This window comes from Streptomyces sp. NPDC006296 (assembly GCF_040613235.1).
Taxonomy (GTDB): domain Bacteria; phylum Actinomycetota; class Actinomycetes; order Streptomycetales; family Streptomycetaceae; genus Streptomyces.
The window spans coordinates 94,997-111,675 of the sequence record NZ_JBEXRT010000011.1 but is presented as its reverse complement, the minus strand read 5'-3'; the positions used below and the strand labels follow the sequence as shown (position 1 = coordinate 111,675).

The 16,679-nt window shown below is 74.3% G+C and carries 15 protein-coding genes; 4 read left to right on the top strand and 11 right to left on the bottom strand.

The annotated features are described in order from the left end of the window. Positions 1-62: 62 nt before the first annotated feature. Entirely contained in the window at positions 63-536 is a 474-nt protein-coding gene (soxR, locus tag ABZ172_RS10605; protein ID WP_356882347.1) for a redox-sensitive transcriptional activator SoxR, read from the bottom strand. A gap of 158 nt (positions 537-694) precedes the next feature. On the opposite strand from soxR, the gene ABZ172_RS10600 reads away from it, so the two are divergent. Next, the gene (locus ABZ172_RS10600) at positions 695-1,156 is read left to right on the top strand and encodes a MaoC family dehydratase (RefSeq protein WP_356882345.1); all 462 of its coding nucleotides are present in this window, start codon (positions 695-697) and stop codon (positions 1,154-1,156) included. A gap of 54 nt (positions 1,157-1,210) precedes the next feature. Here the strand turns inward: ABZ172_RS10600 and ABZ172_RS10595 are convergent, their stop codons facing one another. The 3 genes from ABZ172_RS10595 to ABZ172_RS10585 form a co-directional block, all read right to left on the bottom strand. After that, on the bottom strand, positions 1,211-1,834 hold the full coding sequence (locus tag ABZ172_RS10595; protein WP_356882343.1) for a TetR/AcrR family transcriptional regulator: 624 nt from the start codon (positions 1,832-1,834) through the stop codon (positions 1,211-1,213). A gap of 121 nt (positions 1,835-1,955) precedes the next feature. After that, positions 1,956-2,246 (bottom strand): YiaA/YiaB family inner membrane protein, encoded by a 291-nt coding sequence (locus ABZ172_RS10590; RefSeq protein ID WP_356882340.1) that lies wholly within the window; start codon positions 2,244-2,246, stop codon positions 1,956-1,958. Between the two features lie 98 nt (positions 2,247-2,344). Further along, positions 2,345-3,496: an acyl-CoA dehydrogenase family protein gene (locus ABZ172_RS10585; protein WP_356882338.1), complete on the bottom strand. Its 1,152-nt coding sequence runs from the start codon at positions 3,494-3,496 to the stop codon at positions 2,345-2,347. 63 nt (positions 3,497-3,559) lie between these two features. On the opposite strand from ABZ172_RS10585, the gene ABZ172_RS10580 reads away from it, so the two are divergent. After that, positions 3,560-4,243: a TetR/AcrR family transcriptional regulator gene (locus ABZ172_RS10580; RefSeq protein WP_356882336.1), complete on the top strand. Its 684-nt coding sequence runs from the start codon at positions 3,560-3,562 to the stop codon at positions 4,241-4,243. Positions 4,244-4,339: 96 nt separating this feature from the next. Here ABZ172_RS10580 and ABZ172_RS10575 read toward each other — a convergent pair whose 3' ends face one another. From ABZ172_RS10575 to ABZ172_RS10550, 6 genes are all read right to left on the bottom strand, one after another. After that, complete coding sequence (locus ABZ172_RS10575; RefSeq protein ID WP_356882334.1) at positions 4,340-5,419, bottom strand: Zn-dependent alcohol dehydrogenase; 1,080 nt, start codon at positions 5,417-5,419, stop codon at positions 4,340-4,342. Positions 5,420-5,474: 55 nt separating this feature from the next. Then, positions 5,475-6,869, bottom strand: coding sequence for an aldehyde dehydrogenase family protein (locus tag ABZ172_RS10570; RefSeq protein WP_356882332.1), 1,395 nt, complete (start codon positions 6,867-6,869; stop codon positions 5,475-5,477). Between the two features lie 524 nt (positions 6,870-7,393). Next, positions 7,394-8,695: an MFS transporter gene (locus ABZ172_RS10565; protein WP_356882329.1), complete on the bottom strand. Its 1,302-nt coding sequence runs from the start codon at positions 8,693-8,695 to the stop codon at positions 7,394-7,396. Then, positions 8,695-10,122 carry a citrate:proton symporter gene (locus ABZ172_RS10560; RefSeq protein WP_356882327.1) on the bottom strand — a complete coding sequence of 476 codons (1,428 nt, stop codon included), beginning with the start codon at positions 10,120-10,122 and terminating at the stop codon, positions 8,695-8,697. Before ABZ172_RS10560 ends, ABZ172_RS10565 begins: the two co-directional genes overlap by 1 nt. 121 nt (positions 10,123-10,243) lie before the next feature. Next, positions 10,244-12,424, bottom strand: coding sequence for a molybdopterin-dependent oxidoreductase (locus ABZ172_RS10555; protein ID WP_356882325.1), 2,181 nt, complete (start codon positions 12,422-12,424; stop codon positions 10,244-10,246). 168 nt (positions 12,425-12,592) lie between these two features. Then, on the bottom strand, positions 12,593-13,222 hold the full coding sequence (locus tag ABZ172_RS10550; RefSeq protein WP_356882323.1) for a TetR/AcrR family transcriptional regulator: 630 nt from the start codon (positions 13,220-13,222) through the stop codon (positions 12,593-12,595). Positions 13,223-13,332: 110 nt separating this feature from the next. Here ABZ172_RS10550 and hmgA point away from each other — a divergent pair, with 110 nt between their 5' ends. Further along, on the top strand, positions 13,333-14,652 hold the full coding sequence (gene hmgA, locus ABZ172_RS10545; protein WP_356882321.1) for a homogentisate 1,2-dioxygenase: 1,320 nt from the start codon (positions 13,333-13,335) through the stop codon (positions 14,650-14,652). 154 nt (positions 14,653-14,806) lie between these two features. After that, positions 14,807-16,030, top strand: a complete 1,224-nt coding sequence (locus tag ABZ172_RS10540) for a type ISP restriction/modification enzyme (RefSeq protein WP_356882319.1) — start codon at positions 14,807-14,809, stop codon at positions 16,028-16,030. Between the two features lie 259 nt (positions 16,031-16,289). On the opposite strand, the gene ABZ172_RS10535 is transcribed toward ABZ172_RS10540, so the two are convergent. Further along, the gene (locus ABZ172_RS10535) at positions 16,290-16,553 is read right to left on the bottom strand and encodes a hypothetical protein (RefSeq protein ID WP_356882317.1); all 264 of its coding nucleotides are present in this window, start codon (positions 16,551-16,553) and stop codon (positions 16,290-16,292) included. Between the last annotated feature and the right edge of the window lie 126 nt (positions 16,554-16,679).

Here is a 16,679-nt window from a genome sequence, read left to right as displayed (position 1 = left end):
CCGGCCGCGCGTCACGGAGGACCGGCCGGCCGCGCGTCACGGCGGACGTGCGGCGCGGGCTCTCAGGAGCGGTCCGCCGTACGCCGCTCGGGCATCAGCCGCGAGCCGGCGAGGCGTGTGCCGGCGACGTCGTCCGGGTTGGACAGCACACAGGTGTCCAGGGACAGGCACCCGCAGCCGATGCAGTCGGTGAGGTGGTCGCGCAGCCGTGACAGCTGAGTGATCCGCTCGTCCAGCTCGGAGCGCCAGGCCCGGGAGAGCCGGGCCCAGTCCTCGCGGTTCGGGGTGCGCTCCTCCGGCAGCTCGGCCAGCGCCTCCCTGACGGTGGCGAGGGGGATGCCCACCCGCTGCGCGGCCCGGACGAACGCCACCCGGCGCAGGGCGTCCCTGGTGTAGCGGCGCTGGTTGCCCGAAGTGCGGGTGCTGCTGATCAGCCCCTTGGTCTCGTAGAAGTGAAGGGCCGAGACGGCGGCGCCGCTGCGGGCGGAGAGCTGACCGACGGTGAGTTCTTGGCATGTCTGCGGGATCTGCGGCACTCCCCGAACCTTAATGGCCGCACCGGGGCCGCTGCCGCCACTCCGGACAACCGGCCGGTCCGTCGTTGACAGGCGCGCGCGCCCCGCCCATGCTGAGCAAGCGCTTAGACATCGCCCTGGACAGGGCGGCCGACAGCCGGAAGGCAGGGACCACGAACATGGCAGAGCCGACAATCTTCACGTCCGCGCAGGAGCTGCGGGACGGGGTGGGCCGGGAACTCGGTCACAGCGACTGGCTGGAGATCGACCAGAAGAGGATCGACCTGTTCGCCGAGGCCACCGGCGACCACCAGTGGATCCACGTGGACCCGGAGCGGGCCGCGGCCGGCCCGTTCGGCACGACGATCGCGCACGGCTATCTGACGCTGTCGCTGCTGCCGGTGCTCGTCCCCCAGATCCTGTCCGTCGAGGGCGCGAAGATGGGCATCAACTACGGCACCAACAAGGTCCGTTTCCCCTCGACCGTCCCGGTGGGCTCACGGCTGCGGGCCACGGCCGTGCTGAAGGACGTCGCGGAGGCGGGCGGCGGCGTCCAGGTGACCGCCCTCGTCACCGTCGAGCGCGAGGGCGGCGACAAGCCGGCCTGTGTCGCGGAGTCGGTGTCGCGCTACTACTTCTGAGGCGCGCCGGCGTCTCCGGCCGGTGCGGGGTGCGCCGGGCCCCCGGGCCCGGCGTCACTTCTGGGCGCCCACCATCCGCAGGACGAGGTCCGCGTAGAGGGTGCCGACCTCCTCGGGCGTCCGGCTGCCCTGCGCGTTGAACCAGCGCGCCACGTCGATGCAGAGGGACAGCACCGCGAGCGTGGTGCCCGGGACGTCGGGGACGTCGAACTCGCCGTCCCGGACGCCCTCGCTGATGATGCGGCGCACCGCGGCGTCGCTCTTCCTGCGCAGGGCCACGATCTCGGCGCGGTGCTCCTCGGCGAGCGCCTCCAGCTCGTACTGGACCACCCGCGCGGTGGTGTGCCGCTCGGCGTGCCAGCGGACGAAGGAGCGGACGGCGTCGGCGAGCCGGCCGGCCGCGCTGCCACCGCTGTCGGCCGCGGCCTCCAGGAGGCGCAGGGCCCGGTCGTGGCCGATCCTGCTGATCCGGTGGAGCAGCTCTTCCTTCGTCTTGTAGTGGATGTAGAGCGCGGCCGGGCTCATCCCGGCCCGGCCGGCGATGTCGCGGGTGGTGGTCGCGTGGTAGCCGCGCTCGGCGAACGCCTCGACGGCGGCGACGAGCAGTCGCCGGGCCGCTTCGGGCGTCACCTCGCCCCACGGCGTCTCTTCGCCGCCGGTCTCCTCCGCCGTGCTCATCGCCCCATGCCCCTTTCGCCCGCAGATCGCCCGCGGGACGAACACCATACCCCGAACCTGAGCAAGCGCTTAGAGTGCGCGGGCTCGGGGTGCTCCCGGACCGTCACCGCTCCCGGAAGGGTCAGAGCTTCTGGAAGGGGTCGTGCTCGGCGAGGATCTTCTCCAGCCTGGCCTGGTCGACCCTGCTGACGATCTGCCCCGCCTCCTGCCGGTCCCGGATGACCTTGGCGAGGGTGAAGCACGAGGTGATGAGGTAGAGGACGCCGATGGCGAGGAAGGCCCGCACCCAGGCGTCGGCGTCGAGGAAGAAGATTCCGAGGGCCACCGCGCCGGCCGCCACCGCGAAGGAGAGGACGGCCTGTCCGTAGAAGGCGGCGGTGCTCTGCTGTTTGACCGATGTCGTCTCACTCATGCCGCTCAGCATCCGGCCCGGCGGGGTGCGCCGGCATCCGCCGGGGTACTCACCCGGTACTCAGAAGGGGTGCCGTGCCGGTCCGGCGCCCGGTCGGCTCAGAAGGCGGAGACCCCCGTCAGCGCGCGGCCGATGATCAACTTCTGGATCTGGCTGGTGCCCTCGTACAGGGTCATCACACGGGCGTCCCTGACCAGCTTGCCGACCGGGTACTCGTCGATGTAGCCGTAGCCGCCGAACACCTGGAGGGCGTTGTTCGCGGCCCGTACCGCCGCCTCGGAGGCGAACAGCTTGGCGGTGGACGCCGCGGTGGCGAAGTCCTGGCCGCGGTCGACGAGGTCGGCGACGCGCCAGGTCAGCATGCGGGCGGCGTCGACGTCCACGGAGATGTCGCTGATGAGCTCCTGGACGAGCTGGTGACCCGCGATGGGCCGGCCGAACTGCTCCCGTTCGCCCGCGTAGCGCACGGCCGCGTCCAGGGCGGCCTGGGCGATGCCGACGCATCCGGCCGCGACCGACATCCGGCCCTTGGTGAGGGCGGACATGGCGACGGAGAAGCCCTTGCCCTCGGGACCCAGCAGGGTGGAGGCGGGGACGCGGACGTCCTCCAGCACCAGTTCGGCGGTGGCCTGGCCGCGCAGTCCGAGCTTGCCGCGGACGGTGCGCCGGGTGAGGCCGGGGGTGTCGGCCGGCACCAGGAAGGCGGAGACGCCCCGGTGCCCCGGCGCGTCCCCGGTCCGGGCGAAGAGCAGCACGACGTCGGCCCAGGTGCCGTTGGTGATGAACATCTTGGAGCCGTTGATCACGTAGTCGCCGCCGTCGCGCACCGCCCGGGTGCTCAGGTTCCCCGCGTCGGACCCGGTGCCCGGCTCGGTCAGCCCGAAGCACCCGACGGCGTCGCCCGCGGTGAGCCCCGGCAGCCACCGGCGCTTCTGCTCCTCGCTCCCCCAGGAGGCGATCGTCTTGGCGACCAGGCCGAGCGAGACGGACACGATGCCGCGCACCGAGGAGTCACCGCGGCCGAGCTCCTCGGTCACCAGGCAGTAGGCGAGGTGGTCCCCTCCGGAGCCGCCGTACTCCTCCGGGACGGTGAGCCCGAGGAAGCCGAGGGCACCCAGCTTCTTCACGATCGCCCTGTCGACGCTCTCGGCGCGGTCCCATGCGACGACATGGGGGGTGATCTCCCGTGCGACGAAGTCCTCGGCGAGCTGCCGGACGGCGGCCTGCTCCTCGCTCAGCTCCAGGTTCATCCTGCGACACCCACTTAAATTAGCACTGCTAGTTTTAGGCTTGCAGGCCCTACTATGTGCCGCATGGCCCGACCGCGCAAGCCCCTCCTCAGCAGAGACCGCATCGTCGAGGCGGCGAGCGCCCTCGTCGACGCCGAAGGGCTGGACGCCGTCTCGACCCGCCGCCTCGCCGCCGGGCTCGGCGTGAGCGGGCCCTCGCTCTACAACCACTTCCGGAACAAGGACGAGATCCTCGACGCGGTCGCCGACGCGGTGTCCGCCCAGGTCGACCTGTCGATGTTCGAGGAGGACGACCCGCGCGACTGGCCCGCGGCGCTGCACGACTGGGCCGTCTCCTACCGTGCGGCGCTCGCCGCCCACCCGCACATCGTCCCGGTGCTCGCGCGGGGCCCCGGCCGCCGTCCCGCGGGGCTGCGGGTGGCCGACGCGGTCTTCGGGGCGATGGTCCGGGCCGGCTGGCCGCCCGCCCAGGCCACCCACATCGGCGCGCTGATGCGCTACTTCATCACCGGGTCGGCGCTGGGTTCCTTCGCGGGCGGGTTCGTCGACGACGAGACCGCGTACGACCCCGCCGACTACCCCCACCTCGGCCAGGCCCACCTGCTGGCCGACCGGAGCCGGCAGGTCGACGAGGGGGCCTTCGAGACCGGACTGCGCGCCCTGCTGGACGGCCTCGTCCTCCGGTACGAGCGGACGGCCGGGCGCACGCCCGGGTCCACCGCCGGGTCCGCACCGAACGGCGTCTGACGCGGCGCCACCACGACGGCGCACGGGCCGGGCGCAGCCCGGCCCGGCCCCCCGGAGGGAGCAGGTGCGCGAGCCGGCCCGGCCCGGCGTCCGCCCTCAGAAGACGACGAGTGCGCGTCCGCCCCTGCCCGCGATCATGTTCTCGAAGGCCGCGGGGATGCCGTCCAGGCCGATCCGCTCGGTGACCATCATGGAGAGGTCGAACCGCCCGGCCCTGATGTGTCCGGCGAGCACCGGCAGGTCGCGCGCGGGGTCGCTGTTCCCGTAGACGCAGCCGGTGAGGGAGCGGCCCCAGTGGAAGATCTCCAGGGCGTTGAAGCTCACCTGCTGGTCCTTGCCGCCGATGCCGACGACCGTGGTGCGGCCGCCCCGGCGGGTGGACTCCCAGGCCCCGCGGATCGTGGCGGGCCGGCCCACGCACTCCACGGCGACGTCGGCGCCCTGCCCGCCGGTGAGCGCGCGGACGGCGCGCGGGGTGGTGTCGGACGCGAGGACGTAGTCGGTGGCCCCGGCCCGGCGGGCCAGTTCCTCCTTCTCGGGGGACACGTCCACAGCGATGATCTTCGACGCTCCGGCGATACGGGCCGCCTGAAGGACGGCCAGGCCGACCCCTCCGATCCCGAGAACGACCACGCTCTCGCCCTCACGCACCCGGGCCGCGTGGTGGACCGCCCCGTATCCGGTCAGGACCGCGCAGCCGAGCAGGGCCGCGTCGTCGAGCGGGATGCCCTCCGGCGCGGGCAGCACGCAGTTCGCGGCGACGACGGTCTGCTGGGCGAAGGCGGCGACGTTGAGGCCGGGGTGGAGCCCGGTGCCGTCGGCCCTGTGCGCGTGGATGTCCGCCGCGCCCTTCAGCGCGTGGGCGCACAGCCACACCTCGCCGATCCCGCAGTGGAAGCACGCGCCGCAGGACGGCGCCCAGTTGAGGACGACCGGGTCGCCCGGGGCGACGTGCGTGACGCCCTCGCCGACGGCGAGCACCGTGCCGGCGCCCTCGTGGCCGAGGACGGCCGGGACGGGCAGCCGCATGGTGCCGTCGGACAGGGACAGGTCGGAGTGGCAGACCCCGGCGGCGGCGAGGGAGACGCTCACCCGGCCGGGGCCGGGCTCGGGGAGGACGATGTCGGTGATCTCCAGGGGAGCTCCGACGGCGGGCAGTACGGCGGCGCGGACCACGAACAGACTCCTCGGTGGGTCGTCGGGAGGGGGACGGCCGGGGCCGTCGGGCGGATCAGAACTGCAGGGACTTGGTCTGGAGGTACTCCGAGAGGCCGTGCGGGCCGAGCTCGCGGCCCACCCCGGACTGCTTGTAACCGCCGAAGGGCGCCAGGGGGTTGAAGCGGCCGCCGTTGATGTCGACCTGTCCGGTGTCCATGCGGCGGGCGAAGGCCACGGCCTCCTCGTCGTCCGCGCCCCAGACGGCTCCGGCCAGGCCGTACACGGTGTCGTTGGCGATCCGCAGGGCGTCGTCCACGTCGGTGTACTTCAGGAGGGAGAGGACCGGGCCGAAGATCTCCTCCCGGGCGACGGTCATGTCCGGGGTGACGTCCGCGAGGACCGTGGGGCTGACGTAGTACCCCTGGGCCAGGGGCGCCTCGGGACCCCCCGCCACCAGGCGGGCCCCCTCCTCGACGCCCTTCTCGATGTACCCCAGCACCCGGGCCTGCTGCCCGGCGTTGACGACCGGGCCGATCCGCTCCCCCGGCACGTACTTGGCGACCGCGGCGGCGGCGAGCGCGACGGCCTCCTCGTAGCGCTCGGCGTCGACCAGCATCCGGGTCCAGGCGCTGCACGTCTGGCCGGAGTTGGACATCACGTTGGCGACGCCGACGTTCACGGCCCGGGCGAGATCGGCGCCGGGCAGGATCACGTTGGCGGACTTGCCGCCGAGCTCCAGGGCGACGCGCTTGACCGCGGCTCCGGCGGCGGCGCCGATCTGCCTGCCGACGGCCGTCGACCCGGTGAACGACACGAGGTCCACGTCCTCGTGCTCGGCGAGGGCCCGCCCGGCGACCGCCCCGACCCCGGTGACCAGGTTGAAGACACCGGCCGGCAGGCCCGCCTCCCGGGTGGCCTCGGCGAAGAGCTGCGCGGTGAGCGGGGTGTCCTCGGCGGGCTTCAGCACGACGGTGCAGCCCGCGGCCAGCGCCGGGGCCACCTTGGCGACGATCTGGTGGAGCGGGTAGTTCCAGGGGGTGATCGCGCCGACCACACCGACGGGCTCCAGCAGGACGGTCGAGTTGCCGAGCTTCTCCTCGAAGGAGAAGGAGGCGGCGAGTTCGGCGTACGAACCGGCGACCAGCACCGGTACACCGGCGTGCACCGCCCGGGACAGCGGCAGCGGCGAGCCGAGCTCCGCGGTGACCGTCTCGGCGATCTCCTCCGCGCGCGCGGCGAGCACGTCCCGCAGTGCGGCGATCCTCTCGGCCCGCGCGGCGGGCGGGGTGGCGGCCCAGCCGCGGAACGCGGCCCGTGCGGCGCGCACCGCCGCGTCGACGTCCTCGGCGGTGCCCGCCGGGACGTGGCCGATGACCTGCTCGTCGGCCGGGTTCACCACCGCGATCGTGTCCCGGCCCGAGGCGGGCCGCCACTCCCCGCCGATGTACATCCCGTCATGCGCCTTCATGGCTGTCCCTCCCGGGCTCGCTGTGCCTGCCGCCGAAGCCGTGCTCGTACGGACGGATGCCGTCCCGGGCCCAAACTAGCGCTGTTAGTTTTTCGGCGCCAGAGAAGGACCGGAGAAGACCGACGAAGCACGGGAGAGACCGCTCACGTCCCGCGGACCGGCCCTCGCGCACCCCTTGTCGGGGCGGCGCGACCTGGGTGGTGGGGCGGCGGGGGACCGGGGTGGTGGCCGGGACGCCGGCCGGGCGACGCTCGGGGTGCGGCGGCACGGCGCTCCCGGGCCCCGGCGGGACCGGCTCGCGCGGCGGCCCGCGACGGCACCGTGGGCGCCGGGGCGGCGCGATCGGGGCCGGTGGCCGGGGCGGCGAGACCAGGGCGGTGGTCGGGGCCGCCGGACCAGAGCGGTGGCAGCTGCGGCGAGACCTGGGCGGCGGTCGGGACGGTGGCCGAGGCCGCCGGACCGGGCCGCCGGCAGGTGCGGCGAGACCGAGGCACCGGCCGGGCACCGCGTCGGGCGGAGGCCCGTCAGGCGGAGTCCCGCCCGGCGCGCGGCCGTCCGGCACCGGGGCGCTCCTCCTGCGGGCGCTCCTCCCGCGGGCGCCCGGCGCGGGCCGCGGGGGGCGGGTCCGCCGGGCCCGGGTCCGCCGCCCGGGGTCCGCCGCCCCGCAGACCGAGGCCGGCGGCTCCGACCAGCAGGGCGCCCAGCATGACGAACGGCGCGGCCGTGCCCGCGACTCCGGCGATCAGTCCGGCGGCGGCGGGGGCCGCGACCTGGCCGAGCCGGTTCCCGGTGAGCCGGAGGGCGAGCGCGGTGGAACGGGCGGCGGCGGGCGCGGCCTGCACGACGGTGGTCATCGAGAGCGGCTGGCCGAACCCCAGGCAGAAGCCCAGCACGGCCAGCATCACGGCGAGCCCCCACACCGGGACGGGCAGCGCGAGGGCCGCGCAGAGGAGACCGCCGACGAGGCAGGTCGTACAGAGCAGGGCGGCCCTGCCGACCAGGCGCAGCACGGGCGTCATGACGAGCCGGCAGGCGATGGTCGCGGCGGCCCGCAGGCTGAGCAGCAGACCGACGGTGGCGGGCGCGATGCCGCGGTGCTCGCCGACCACGGGCAGGTAGGCGGTGAGGATGTCGGTGGCGCTGAGCACGGCGAGGCTGATGAAGATGCCGGCCGGGACCCCGCGGGTGCGCAGGATGCTGCCCACCGGCACCTTCGGGGCGGCCGTCCGGGGCGACCCGGCGGGCCTGCGGTGCTCGATGCGCCACAGCGAGGTGAGGGAGACGGCGGCGACGGCCGCCGAGACGAGCAGCGCGAGGGCGCTCGTACGGGCGATCGCGCCCTCCCCCTCGGAGATGAGGGAGCCGGCGGCGACCGGGCCGACGAGCTGGCCGAGGGAGGCGCCGATGGTGAAGTGCCCGAAGTTTCGGTCCTGTTCCGCCGGGGCCGACTGGCGGGCCACGAGCGACTGGGCGCCGATCACGAAGCACAGGTGGCCGAGCCCCATGACCCCGCTCCAGGCGGCCAGCGCCGGGAGGGAGCCCGAGGTGCCGCTGAGCGCGCAGCCGGCGCCGATCAGGAGGACCCCGACGGGCAGCAGCGGGGCGCAGCGGCCGTGGTCGGTCCGCCGCCCGAGCGGTACGGCGGCGAAGAGCGGCAGGAGCGCGTACACACCGGCGATGACGCCGATGGCCCGCTCGTCGGCGCCCAGGGACAGGGCCCGGTAGGAGACGGCGGGCCGCGCCATCGACACCGCGCCCTGTGCGAAGGCGAAGGCGAGGACGAGACGCAGCAGCCAGCCCCGGCCGGGCTCCTGCCCGGTAGTCATCAGATGAGTCCGAAGAGGATGCCCGCGACGAGGACCACCAGCGAGGTGAGCACCGCCCACTTGACGGTGAACCGGGTGTGGTCGCCGAACTCGACCTTGGCCATGCCGACCAGGACGTAGACGGCGGGCACCAGCGGCGAGGACATGTGCAGCGGCTGTCCGACGATGGAGGCGCGGGCGATCTCCAGGTGGGAGACGCCGTGGGCGGCGCCGGCCTCGGCAAGCACGGGCAGCACTCCGAAGTAGAAGCCGTCGTTGGACATGAAGTAGGTGAGGGGAAGGCTCAGCAGACCGGTGACGACGGCCATGTGGGGGCCCATCGCGTCGGGGACCGCCCCGACGAGCCAGTCCGCCATGTGCTCGACCATACCGGTACCGGTGAGCACACCGGTGAAGACGGCCGCGGCGAAGACCATGCCGGCGACGTTGAGCACGTTGTCGGCGTGGGCCGCGATCCTGGCCCGCTGGTCGGACATGCGGGGGAAGTTGACGGTGAGGGCGAGGGCCGCGCCGATCAGGAAGAGCACCGGGATCGGCAGGAGTTCCAGGATCATCGCGGCCAGCAGGGCCACGGTGAGACCGGCGTTGAACCAGTAGAGCCGGGGGCGGAGCGTGGGCCTGTCGGGGTCGAGCCCCTTGAGCTCCTGGACCTCGTCGTCGTCCGCGGGGGCACCGGCGCCGCCCGCACCCGGCGTGCCGCCGGTGGTGGTGCCGCCGGTGGATCCCTGCGGCGCCTTGGTGAGACGGTCGCCGCCGCCCACGCCGACGAGGACGGTCTCATGCTCGGTCACCGGTGCCTCGTCGAGGGTGAGCGTCCCGAGCCGCTTGCGCTCCCGACGGCCCAGGACGCAGGCGAGGAGGAGGACGGCGAGCAGCCCGACGGCCAGGGCGGGGATCATCGGGACGAAGATGTCGGCCGCGTCCACCTTGAGGGCGGTGGCCGCCCGTGCGGTGGGACCGCCCCAGGGCAGGGTGTTCATGACCCCGTTGGCGGTGGCGGCGACGCAGGTCATGACGACCAGGCTCATCTTCAGCCGCTTGTAGAGCGGGTACATGGCCGAGACCGTGATCATGAAGGTGGTCGAACCGTCGCCGTCCAGCGAGACGATCGCGGCGAGCAGCGCCGTGCCCACGACGATGCGCATCGGGTCGGCCTTGCAGAAGCGCAGGATGGCCCGCACGATCGGGTCGAAGAGGCCGACGTCGATCATCACGCCGAAGTAGACGATGGCGAACATCAGCATCGCCGCGGTCGGCGCGAGGGTGCCGACCCCGTCGATGACGTAGTCGCCGAGCTGTGCGCCCTGCCCTACGGCCACACAGAACAGGGCAGGGATCAGGACCAGCGCCGCGATCGGCGACATCTTCTTCGTCATGATCAGGACCAGGAAGGTCGCGATCATGACGAAGCCGAGGACTGTCAGCATGGGGGACACCTCACGTTCACCTTTGAACTCCCGCCGGTGCCGGCGGCCCGGCTGACGTTAGGGGCCCTCACATGGCGTTAACAAGGTGTTGACCTGCGAGCAATACGAGCAAAACCCCAGGTCAACGACTTGGCGTGACGGTCACGGGGATGGCGTTGAGCACGGCGGTGCCGGACAGCGGGTCCAGGAGCGTGCCGTCCAGGAGCTGGTTCACGTTGACCCCCGGGTCCTCGCCGGCGACCGCCATACGGACGCCCGGGCGGCTGTGCCCCCAGCCGTGCGGGAGGCTCACGACCCCGGTCCGCACCGCGTCGGTGAGCTCCGCGGGCGCCTCGATCACGCCGCCCGCGGCGGTGATCCGGGCGGTGTCGCCCTCGGCGATCCCGGCCCGTGCCGCGTCGTCGGGGTGGATCTGGAGGGTGCAGACGTTCGAGCCGCCGCGCAGTGCGGCGACGTTGTGCATCCAGCTGTTGTTGGACCGCAGATGGCGGCGGCCGACCAGGACCAGGCCGGCGGGCCGCGCGTCGAGGGCGGCGCGGAGCCGGGGCAGATCGGCGGCGATCGGGGCCGGCAGCAGCTCGATCCGTCCGCTGCGGGTCCTGAGCACCTGCGGCAGGCGCGGCTCCATCGGGCCGAGGTCGATCCCGTGCGGATGCGCGAGGAGCTGCTCCAGGGTGAGGCCGTACGGGCCGAGGCGCAGCATCAGGTCGAGCCGCCGTTCGGCGCCGGTGCGGCCGGTCAGTTCGCCTGCGAGCGCCTCGGGCGCCCCGGCCCGGGCGAGCGCGGCGCCGATGACCAGGTCGTCGACGGACTCCGGCGGCGCGCCGTGCGTCCCGCCCACGGCGAGGACCAGCCGGGCGAGGATCTCGCTCTCGTCCATCCGGCCGTCCTCCAGCGGGACGGCGGGGCGGCTGTAGCGCACCTGGTTGCGCACCGCGAGGGAGTTGAACGCGAAGTCGAAGTGGGCGCTCTGCGAGGGCGGCGGCGGGGGCAGGACCACGTCGGCGTGCCGGGAGGTCTCGTTGAGGTAGGGGTCGACGCTGACCATGAAGTCGAGGCCGTCGGCGAGTGCGCGGTCGAGGCGGTCGCCGTCGGGCGCGGAGAGCACCGGGTTGCCGGCGATGACGATCAGGGCCCGGATGCGGCCCTCCCCCGGCGTCTCGATCTCCTCGGCGAGGGCGGTGACGGGGAGTTCACCCTTGGCCTCCGGGTGTCCGGAGACGCGGCTCGTCCAGCGGCCGAGGGCGAAGCCCTTGCCGGGGCCGGCGGGACGCGGGGCGCGGGCGGTGGCGGAGAGCGGGAAGAGGGCGCCGCCGGGGCGGTCGAGGTTGCCGGTGAGGATGTTGAGTACGTCGACGAGCCAGCTGGCCAGGGTGCCGTGCTCGACGGTGCAGCTGCCGATGCGCCCGTAGACGGCGGCGGAGGGGGCGGCCGCCAGCTCGCGGGCGATCCCCCGGATCGTCTCCGCGTCGAGGTCGCAGGCCCCGGCCACGGCCTCGGGGGTGAAGTCGGCGACGGCGCGGGTCAGTTCGTCGTAGCCGTCAAGGTGCTCGGCGAGCGCGCCGGGGTCGGCGAGCTTCTCCTCGACGAGGACCTGGGCGAGCGCGGCCAGCAGGAGCGCGTCGGTGCCGGGCCGGATCGCGGCGTGCCGGTCGGCCAGGCGCGCGGTCCGGGTCCGGCGCGGGTCGATGACGGTGAGGGTGCCGCCGCGCCGGCGCAGCGCCTTGAGCCTGCCCGGGAAGTCGGGGGCGGTGCAGAGGCTGCCGTTGGACTCCAGCGGGTTGGCGCCGATGAGCAGCAGGTGCGCGGTGCGGTCCAGGTCGGGCACCGGGATGGCCTGGGCGTCCCCGAAGAGCAGTCCGCTGGAGACGTGTTTGGGCATCTGGTCCAGGGTGCTGGCCGTGAAGACGTTGCGGGTGCCGAGCGTGGACAGCAGCAGGGGCGGGTAGAGCCCGCCGGCCATCGTGTGCACGTTGGGGTTGCCGAGGAAGACGCCGACGGCCTGCTTGCCGTGTTCCCCGGTCAGGGCGGGGATCCGCGCGGCGATCAGGTCGAAGGCCTCGCTCCAGGTCGCCTCGCGCAGGACGCCGCCGGTGCGGACGAGCGGGGTGCGCAGCCGGTCGGGGTCGGCGTCCAGGCCGCCGAAGGAGGCGCCCTTGGGGCAGACGAAGCCCTGGCTGAAGACGTCGTCGCGGTCACCGCGGGCGCCGGTGACCGCCGTTCCCTCGATGGTGAGGGTGAGTCCGCAGGTGGCCTCGCAGAGCGGGCAGATCCGCAGAGCGGTGCGGGAGTCGTGGGACATGGGCCCTCCCCGGGGCGGCGGTGGCGCGCGGGCGTGATCCGGCGGTGCCGCGGCGCGTCGGGCGGGCGCGGCATCCGGCGGACCGAGCATACCGACCGGTACGGACGGGGGCGAGGCCCCGGGACGGACCGCCGGACGTCCGGGAACCCCGCACCGCACCGGGGCCCGTCACCCGACGATCTCCGCGAGGTACGCCCGGAGCAGGACCCGGGTCTCGGCTATCAGGCCGGGGTCACCCGCCGGATCGGTGCGGAAGGCGAGCTGGAGCAGGGCGTCGGCCGCCTGTACGCAGACCAGGACGGTGCGCAGGAGCGCGGCGTCGGAGGCGGCCCCGCCCCGGCCGCGGCCGAGATGGCCGGAGAGCAGGTCCGCCAGGCGCCCGGCGACGAGCCGGTTCACCTCCTCGTCCGGCGGCCCGGCGGCGGGCACGGGCGGGCCGAAGTCGACGAGGCCGAAGCCGGGGACGGAACGCTTCATCGCGAGGTACTCGTCGAGCACGGCGTCGATGGCCGCACGCCACTCCCGCTCCGGGATCGCCTCGACCCGGGCGGCGACCCGCCCGGTGTAGAGCTCCAGGTTGCGCTCGGCCAGGGCGTCGACCAGGGCCCGCTTGTTGGGGAAGAAGCGGTAGACGGAGCCGATGGGCACTCCGGCCCGGTCGGCGACCGCCCGGGTGGAGAGCTGTTCGTAGCCGGTCTCGTCGAGCAGCGCGGCGCCGGCGTCGAGGATGCGGACGAGGCGTTCGGCGCTCCGCTGCTGCACGGGGACGCGTCGGAGGTTCGTGCGGGCGTGGGACACGTTTCCATGATGCCCGCATGCCGTTGACGGGCCCCGCCCACGATTCCTACGGTGACGCAGAGGATTCCTCGTCAGGGACACGGAGGATCCCCGTCCGACGGGAGCGCACGATGAGCGGTATCGAACAGGCGAGGAAAGCGGCGGAGAATCTCGGCCATCTGTCCGGCTTCGGCAACGAGCACAGCTCGGAGGCTGTCCCCGGCGCCCTGCCGCACGGCCGCAACTCGCCCCAGTGCGCCCCGCTCGGGCTGTACGCGGAACAGCTCAGCGGCTCGGCCTTCACCGAGCCCCGGGCCCGCAACCGCCGGTCCTGGCTCTACCGGATCCGCCCCTCCGCGGCCCATCCAGCCTTCGTCCGGGTCGACGGCGGTGCGCTGCGCAGCGCACCGTTCACCGAGACGGTGCCGGACCCCAACCGGCTGCGCTGGGACCCGCTCCCGGACCCCGCGCCCGGTACGGACTTCCTGGACGGCCTGTGGACGCTGGGGGGCAACGGCGACGCCACCCGGCGCACCGGCATGGCCGTGCACCTGTACAGCGCCAACGCCTCCATGACGGACCGGGTGTTCGGCGACTCCGACGGGGAGCTCCTCGTCGTGCCGGAGCGCGGCGGTCTGCTGCTGCGCACCGAGCTGGGCCTGCTGCGGGCCGAACCCGGCCATGTGGCGCTGATCCCGCGCGGCGTGCGCTTCCGCGTCGAGCTGCTGGACGCCACGGCGCGCGGCTACGTCTGCGAGAACTACGGCCAGCCCTTCGTCCTGCCCGACCTGGGCCCCATCGGCGCCAACGGCCTGGCGAACGCCCGGGACTTCCTGGCGCCGGTGGCGGCGTTCGAGGACCGGGAGGGCCCGGTCGAGGTGGTCAACAAGTTCTGCGGGAACCTCTGGTCCGCGACGTACGACCACTCGCCGCTCGACGTGGTCGCCTGGCACGGGACCCACACGCCGTACGTCTACGACCTGCGCCGCTTCAACGTGATGGGGACCGTCAGCTACGACCACCCGGACCCCTCGATCTTCACCGTGCTGACCTCGCCGTCCGACACCCCGGGGCTCGCGGGCGTCGACTTCGTCGTCTTCGCCCCGCGCTGGCTGGTCGGGGAGGACACCTTCCGGCCGCCGTACTTCCACCGCAACGTGATGAGCGAGTACATGGGCCTCATCGAGGGCGCGTACGACGCCAAGGCGGGCGGGTTCGTGCCGGGCGGCGGTTCGCTGCACAACATGATGTCGGCCCACGGGCCGGACCGGGAGACCTTCGACCGGGCGAGCACGGCGGAGCTGGTGCCGCAGCGCGTCGACGACGGCCTGGCGTTCATGTTCGAGACCCGCTGGCCGGTCACGGCGACCGCGCAGGCGGCGGGGGCGGACCACCTCCAGCGGGGCTACGACGACGTGTGGCAGGGCCTGGGCAGCCGTTTCCGGCCGTGAGCCCGCGCCCGTCCCCTCCCCGCGGGGAGGGGACGGGCGCGAGGGGCCGGCCTCCCCTCCCTGGTGACCGCCGGCGCGCACGGGGCGCGGGCCGGCGGAGCGGGGTCGTTACGATGCTGAGGGCGGCGGACGTGGCGACGGGGAGGACGACACGGTGGCAGCACGGGTGGCGGCCGGAGCGGGCGGGAGCGGTGCGCTCCCGCTGCTGGACGACCTCATGCCGTGGTCGGTGCGGCCGTTGCGGACCGGACGCCCCTGGGTGACGGCCCCCGAGGCCGCCTCGCTCCGGGCCCGCTGGGACCTGCTGGCGGCGGCGGAGGGGGCGGAGCAGGAACGCCTGTTCCGGCCGAGCCGCTCGCGCACACCGGGGGCACCGGCGGCGGCGCTGCCGGGCCGGTCCACCGGGACGAGCGCGTTCGCCCGGGACCCGGGACCGTGTCCGGACCCCGTGCGGATCCTGCACGGCCCCTTCGACGTTCAGTGGCTGATCCCCGACCAGCGGCTGCTGGACGCGGCGCGGCCCGAGCTGTGGCGGGTCGCCGACGGGCACCAGCTCTTCGCCGTCGAGCACGGGCAGGTGCCCGAGGACGGCGGCCCCGTCCTGTCGGCGACCGCGCTGCTGCCGGACGGGCACTCCCCCGCCGGACGCCCCGGCCGGATACGGCCGCTCTACCGGCGGCCGGGCGGGCGGGAGCCCAACCTCGCCCCGGGACTGACCGCCCTGCTGTCCGGGACGTACGGGGCCCCGGTCCCCCCTGAATCCGTCCTGGCCTGGGTCCTCGCCGCCGCCCGCCCCTCCCCCGCGGGCCCCGTCGTCCCGCTGCCCGCGGACCGCGCCCTGTGGGACCGGGGCGTGGAGATCGGCCGGGAGATGCTGCGCGTCCAGCTCCGCGGGGCGCGCGGCGCGGAACGCCCCCGGCTGCCCGGCGGACGGCGTCCGTACGTCCGCGCGCCGCTCCCGGCGCGGCCCGAGGGGATGCGCCACGAGGCCGGGGAGGAGGCGCTCGTCATCGGAGAGGGGCGCATCTCACCCGTGCCCGCGGCGGCCTGGGACTTCCGGGTCGGCGGGGTGCGTGTGCTGGAGCTGTGGTTCGGGCGCCGCACGGCGCCGGGCGAGGGGCTGGCGGCCGTGGGGCCGCGCGGCTGGCCGCCGGAGCGTACCTCGGACCTGCTGGAACTGATCTCGGTGCTGACCCTGCTGGCCGGGCTGCGGCCCCGGCAGGAGGCGCTGCGGGAGGCGCTGGAGGGGGCGGACACGCTGGCCCGGGACGGCCTGCGCACGGCCGGGGTGCTTCCGGTGCCCGCGGCGGCCCGTCGGCCGGCGTCCGTGCTGGATCACCAGGAGGAGGGCCCGGAGGGGCAGTTCGCGCTGCTGTGAGGCGGCTGCGGCGGAGACCGTCGTGCCGGGGCGGCTGCGGGGACGCTCGTGGGTCCTGTGCCGCGGGTGCCGCTGCTCCCGGTCTCGCTGCCGGGCGGGGCCGGCGCCGATGGTGCCGTACCGGCGCCGAGGGAGCATCCGACGCAACGCTGCCGGACCCGGGAATGACGGTCGGGCGGACAGCAGCACTGCGCCGGAACGGAGTGATCGTGGACACGGCCCTGAGACGAAGGGCCGGACCGGTCGTGACAGCCGTCGGTCAGCGGCGGCTGCCGAAGAGCGAGCGCCGCAGCCGCCGCAGGGGGGCGAAGAGCGAGACTCGCGCGCTCCTGCTCCTGCGGATGCGCGCGGCGTCGCGCGAGGTGAGTTCGAGCATCAGCAGCGTCGCTTCGGCCGACTCGCGCTGCGGGACGGCAGGGCCGCCCAGCACCGCGAGATGACGGTCGAGACGCGAACTGGTCGCACCGCTCCCACATGTGATCGCAGGCACACGCGGCCTGCTGCGCATCGTTATCTGTTCCATGTCACTCCCCACCCGTACGAGGGCACCCGGCCCGGGCAGGTTAACCCTATCGTCCCGCGGTGACACTCGTGTATCCCGGCCGCAGGATTGCACACCGGTGCACGGGGGTTGACGGCCCGTTACCGG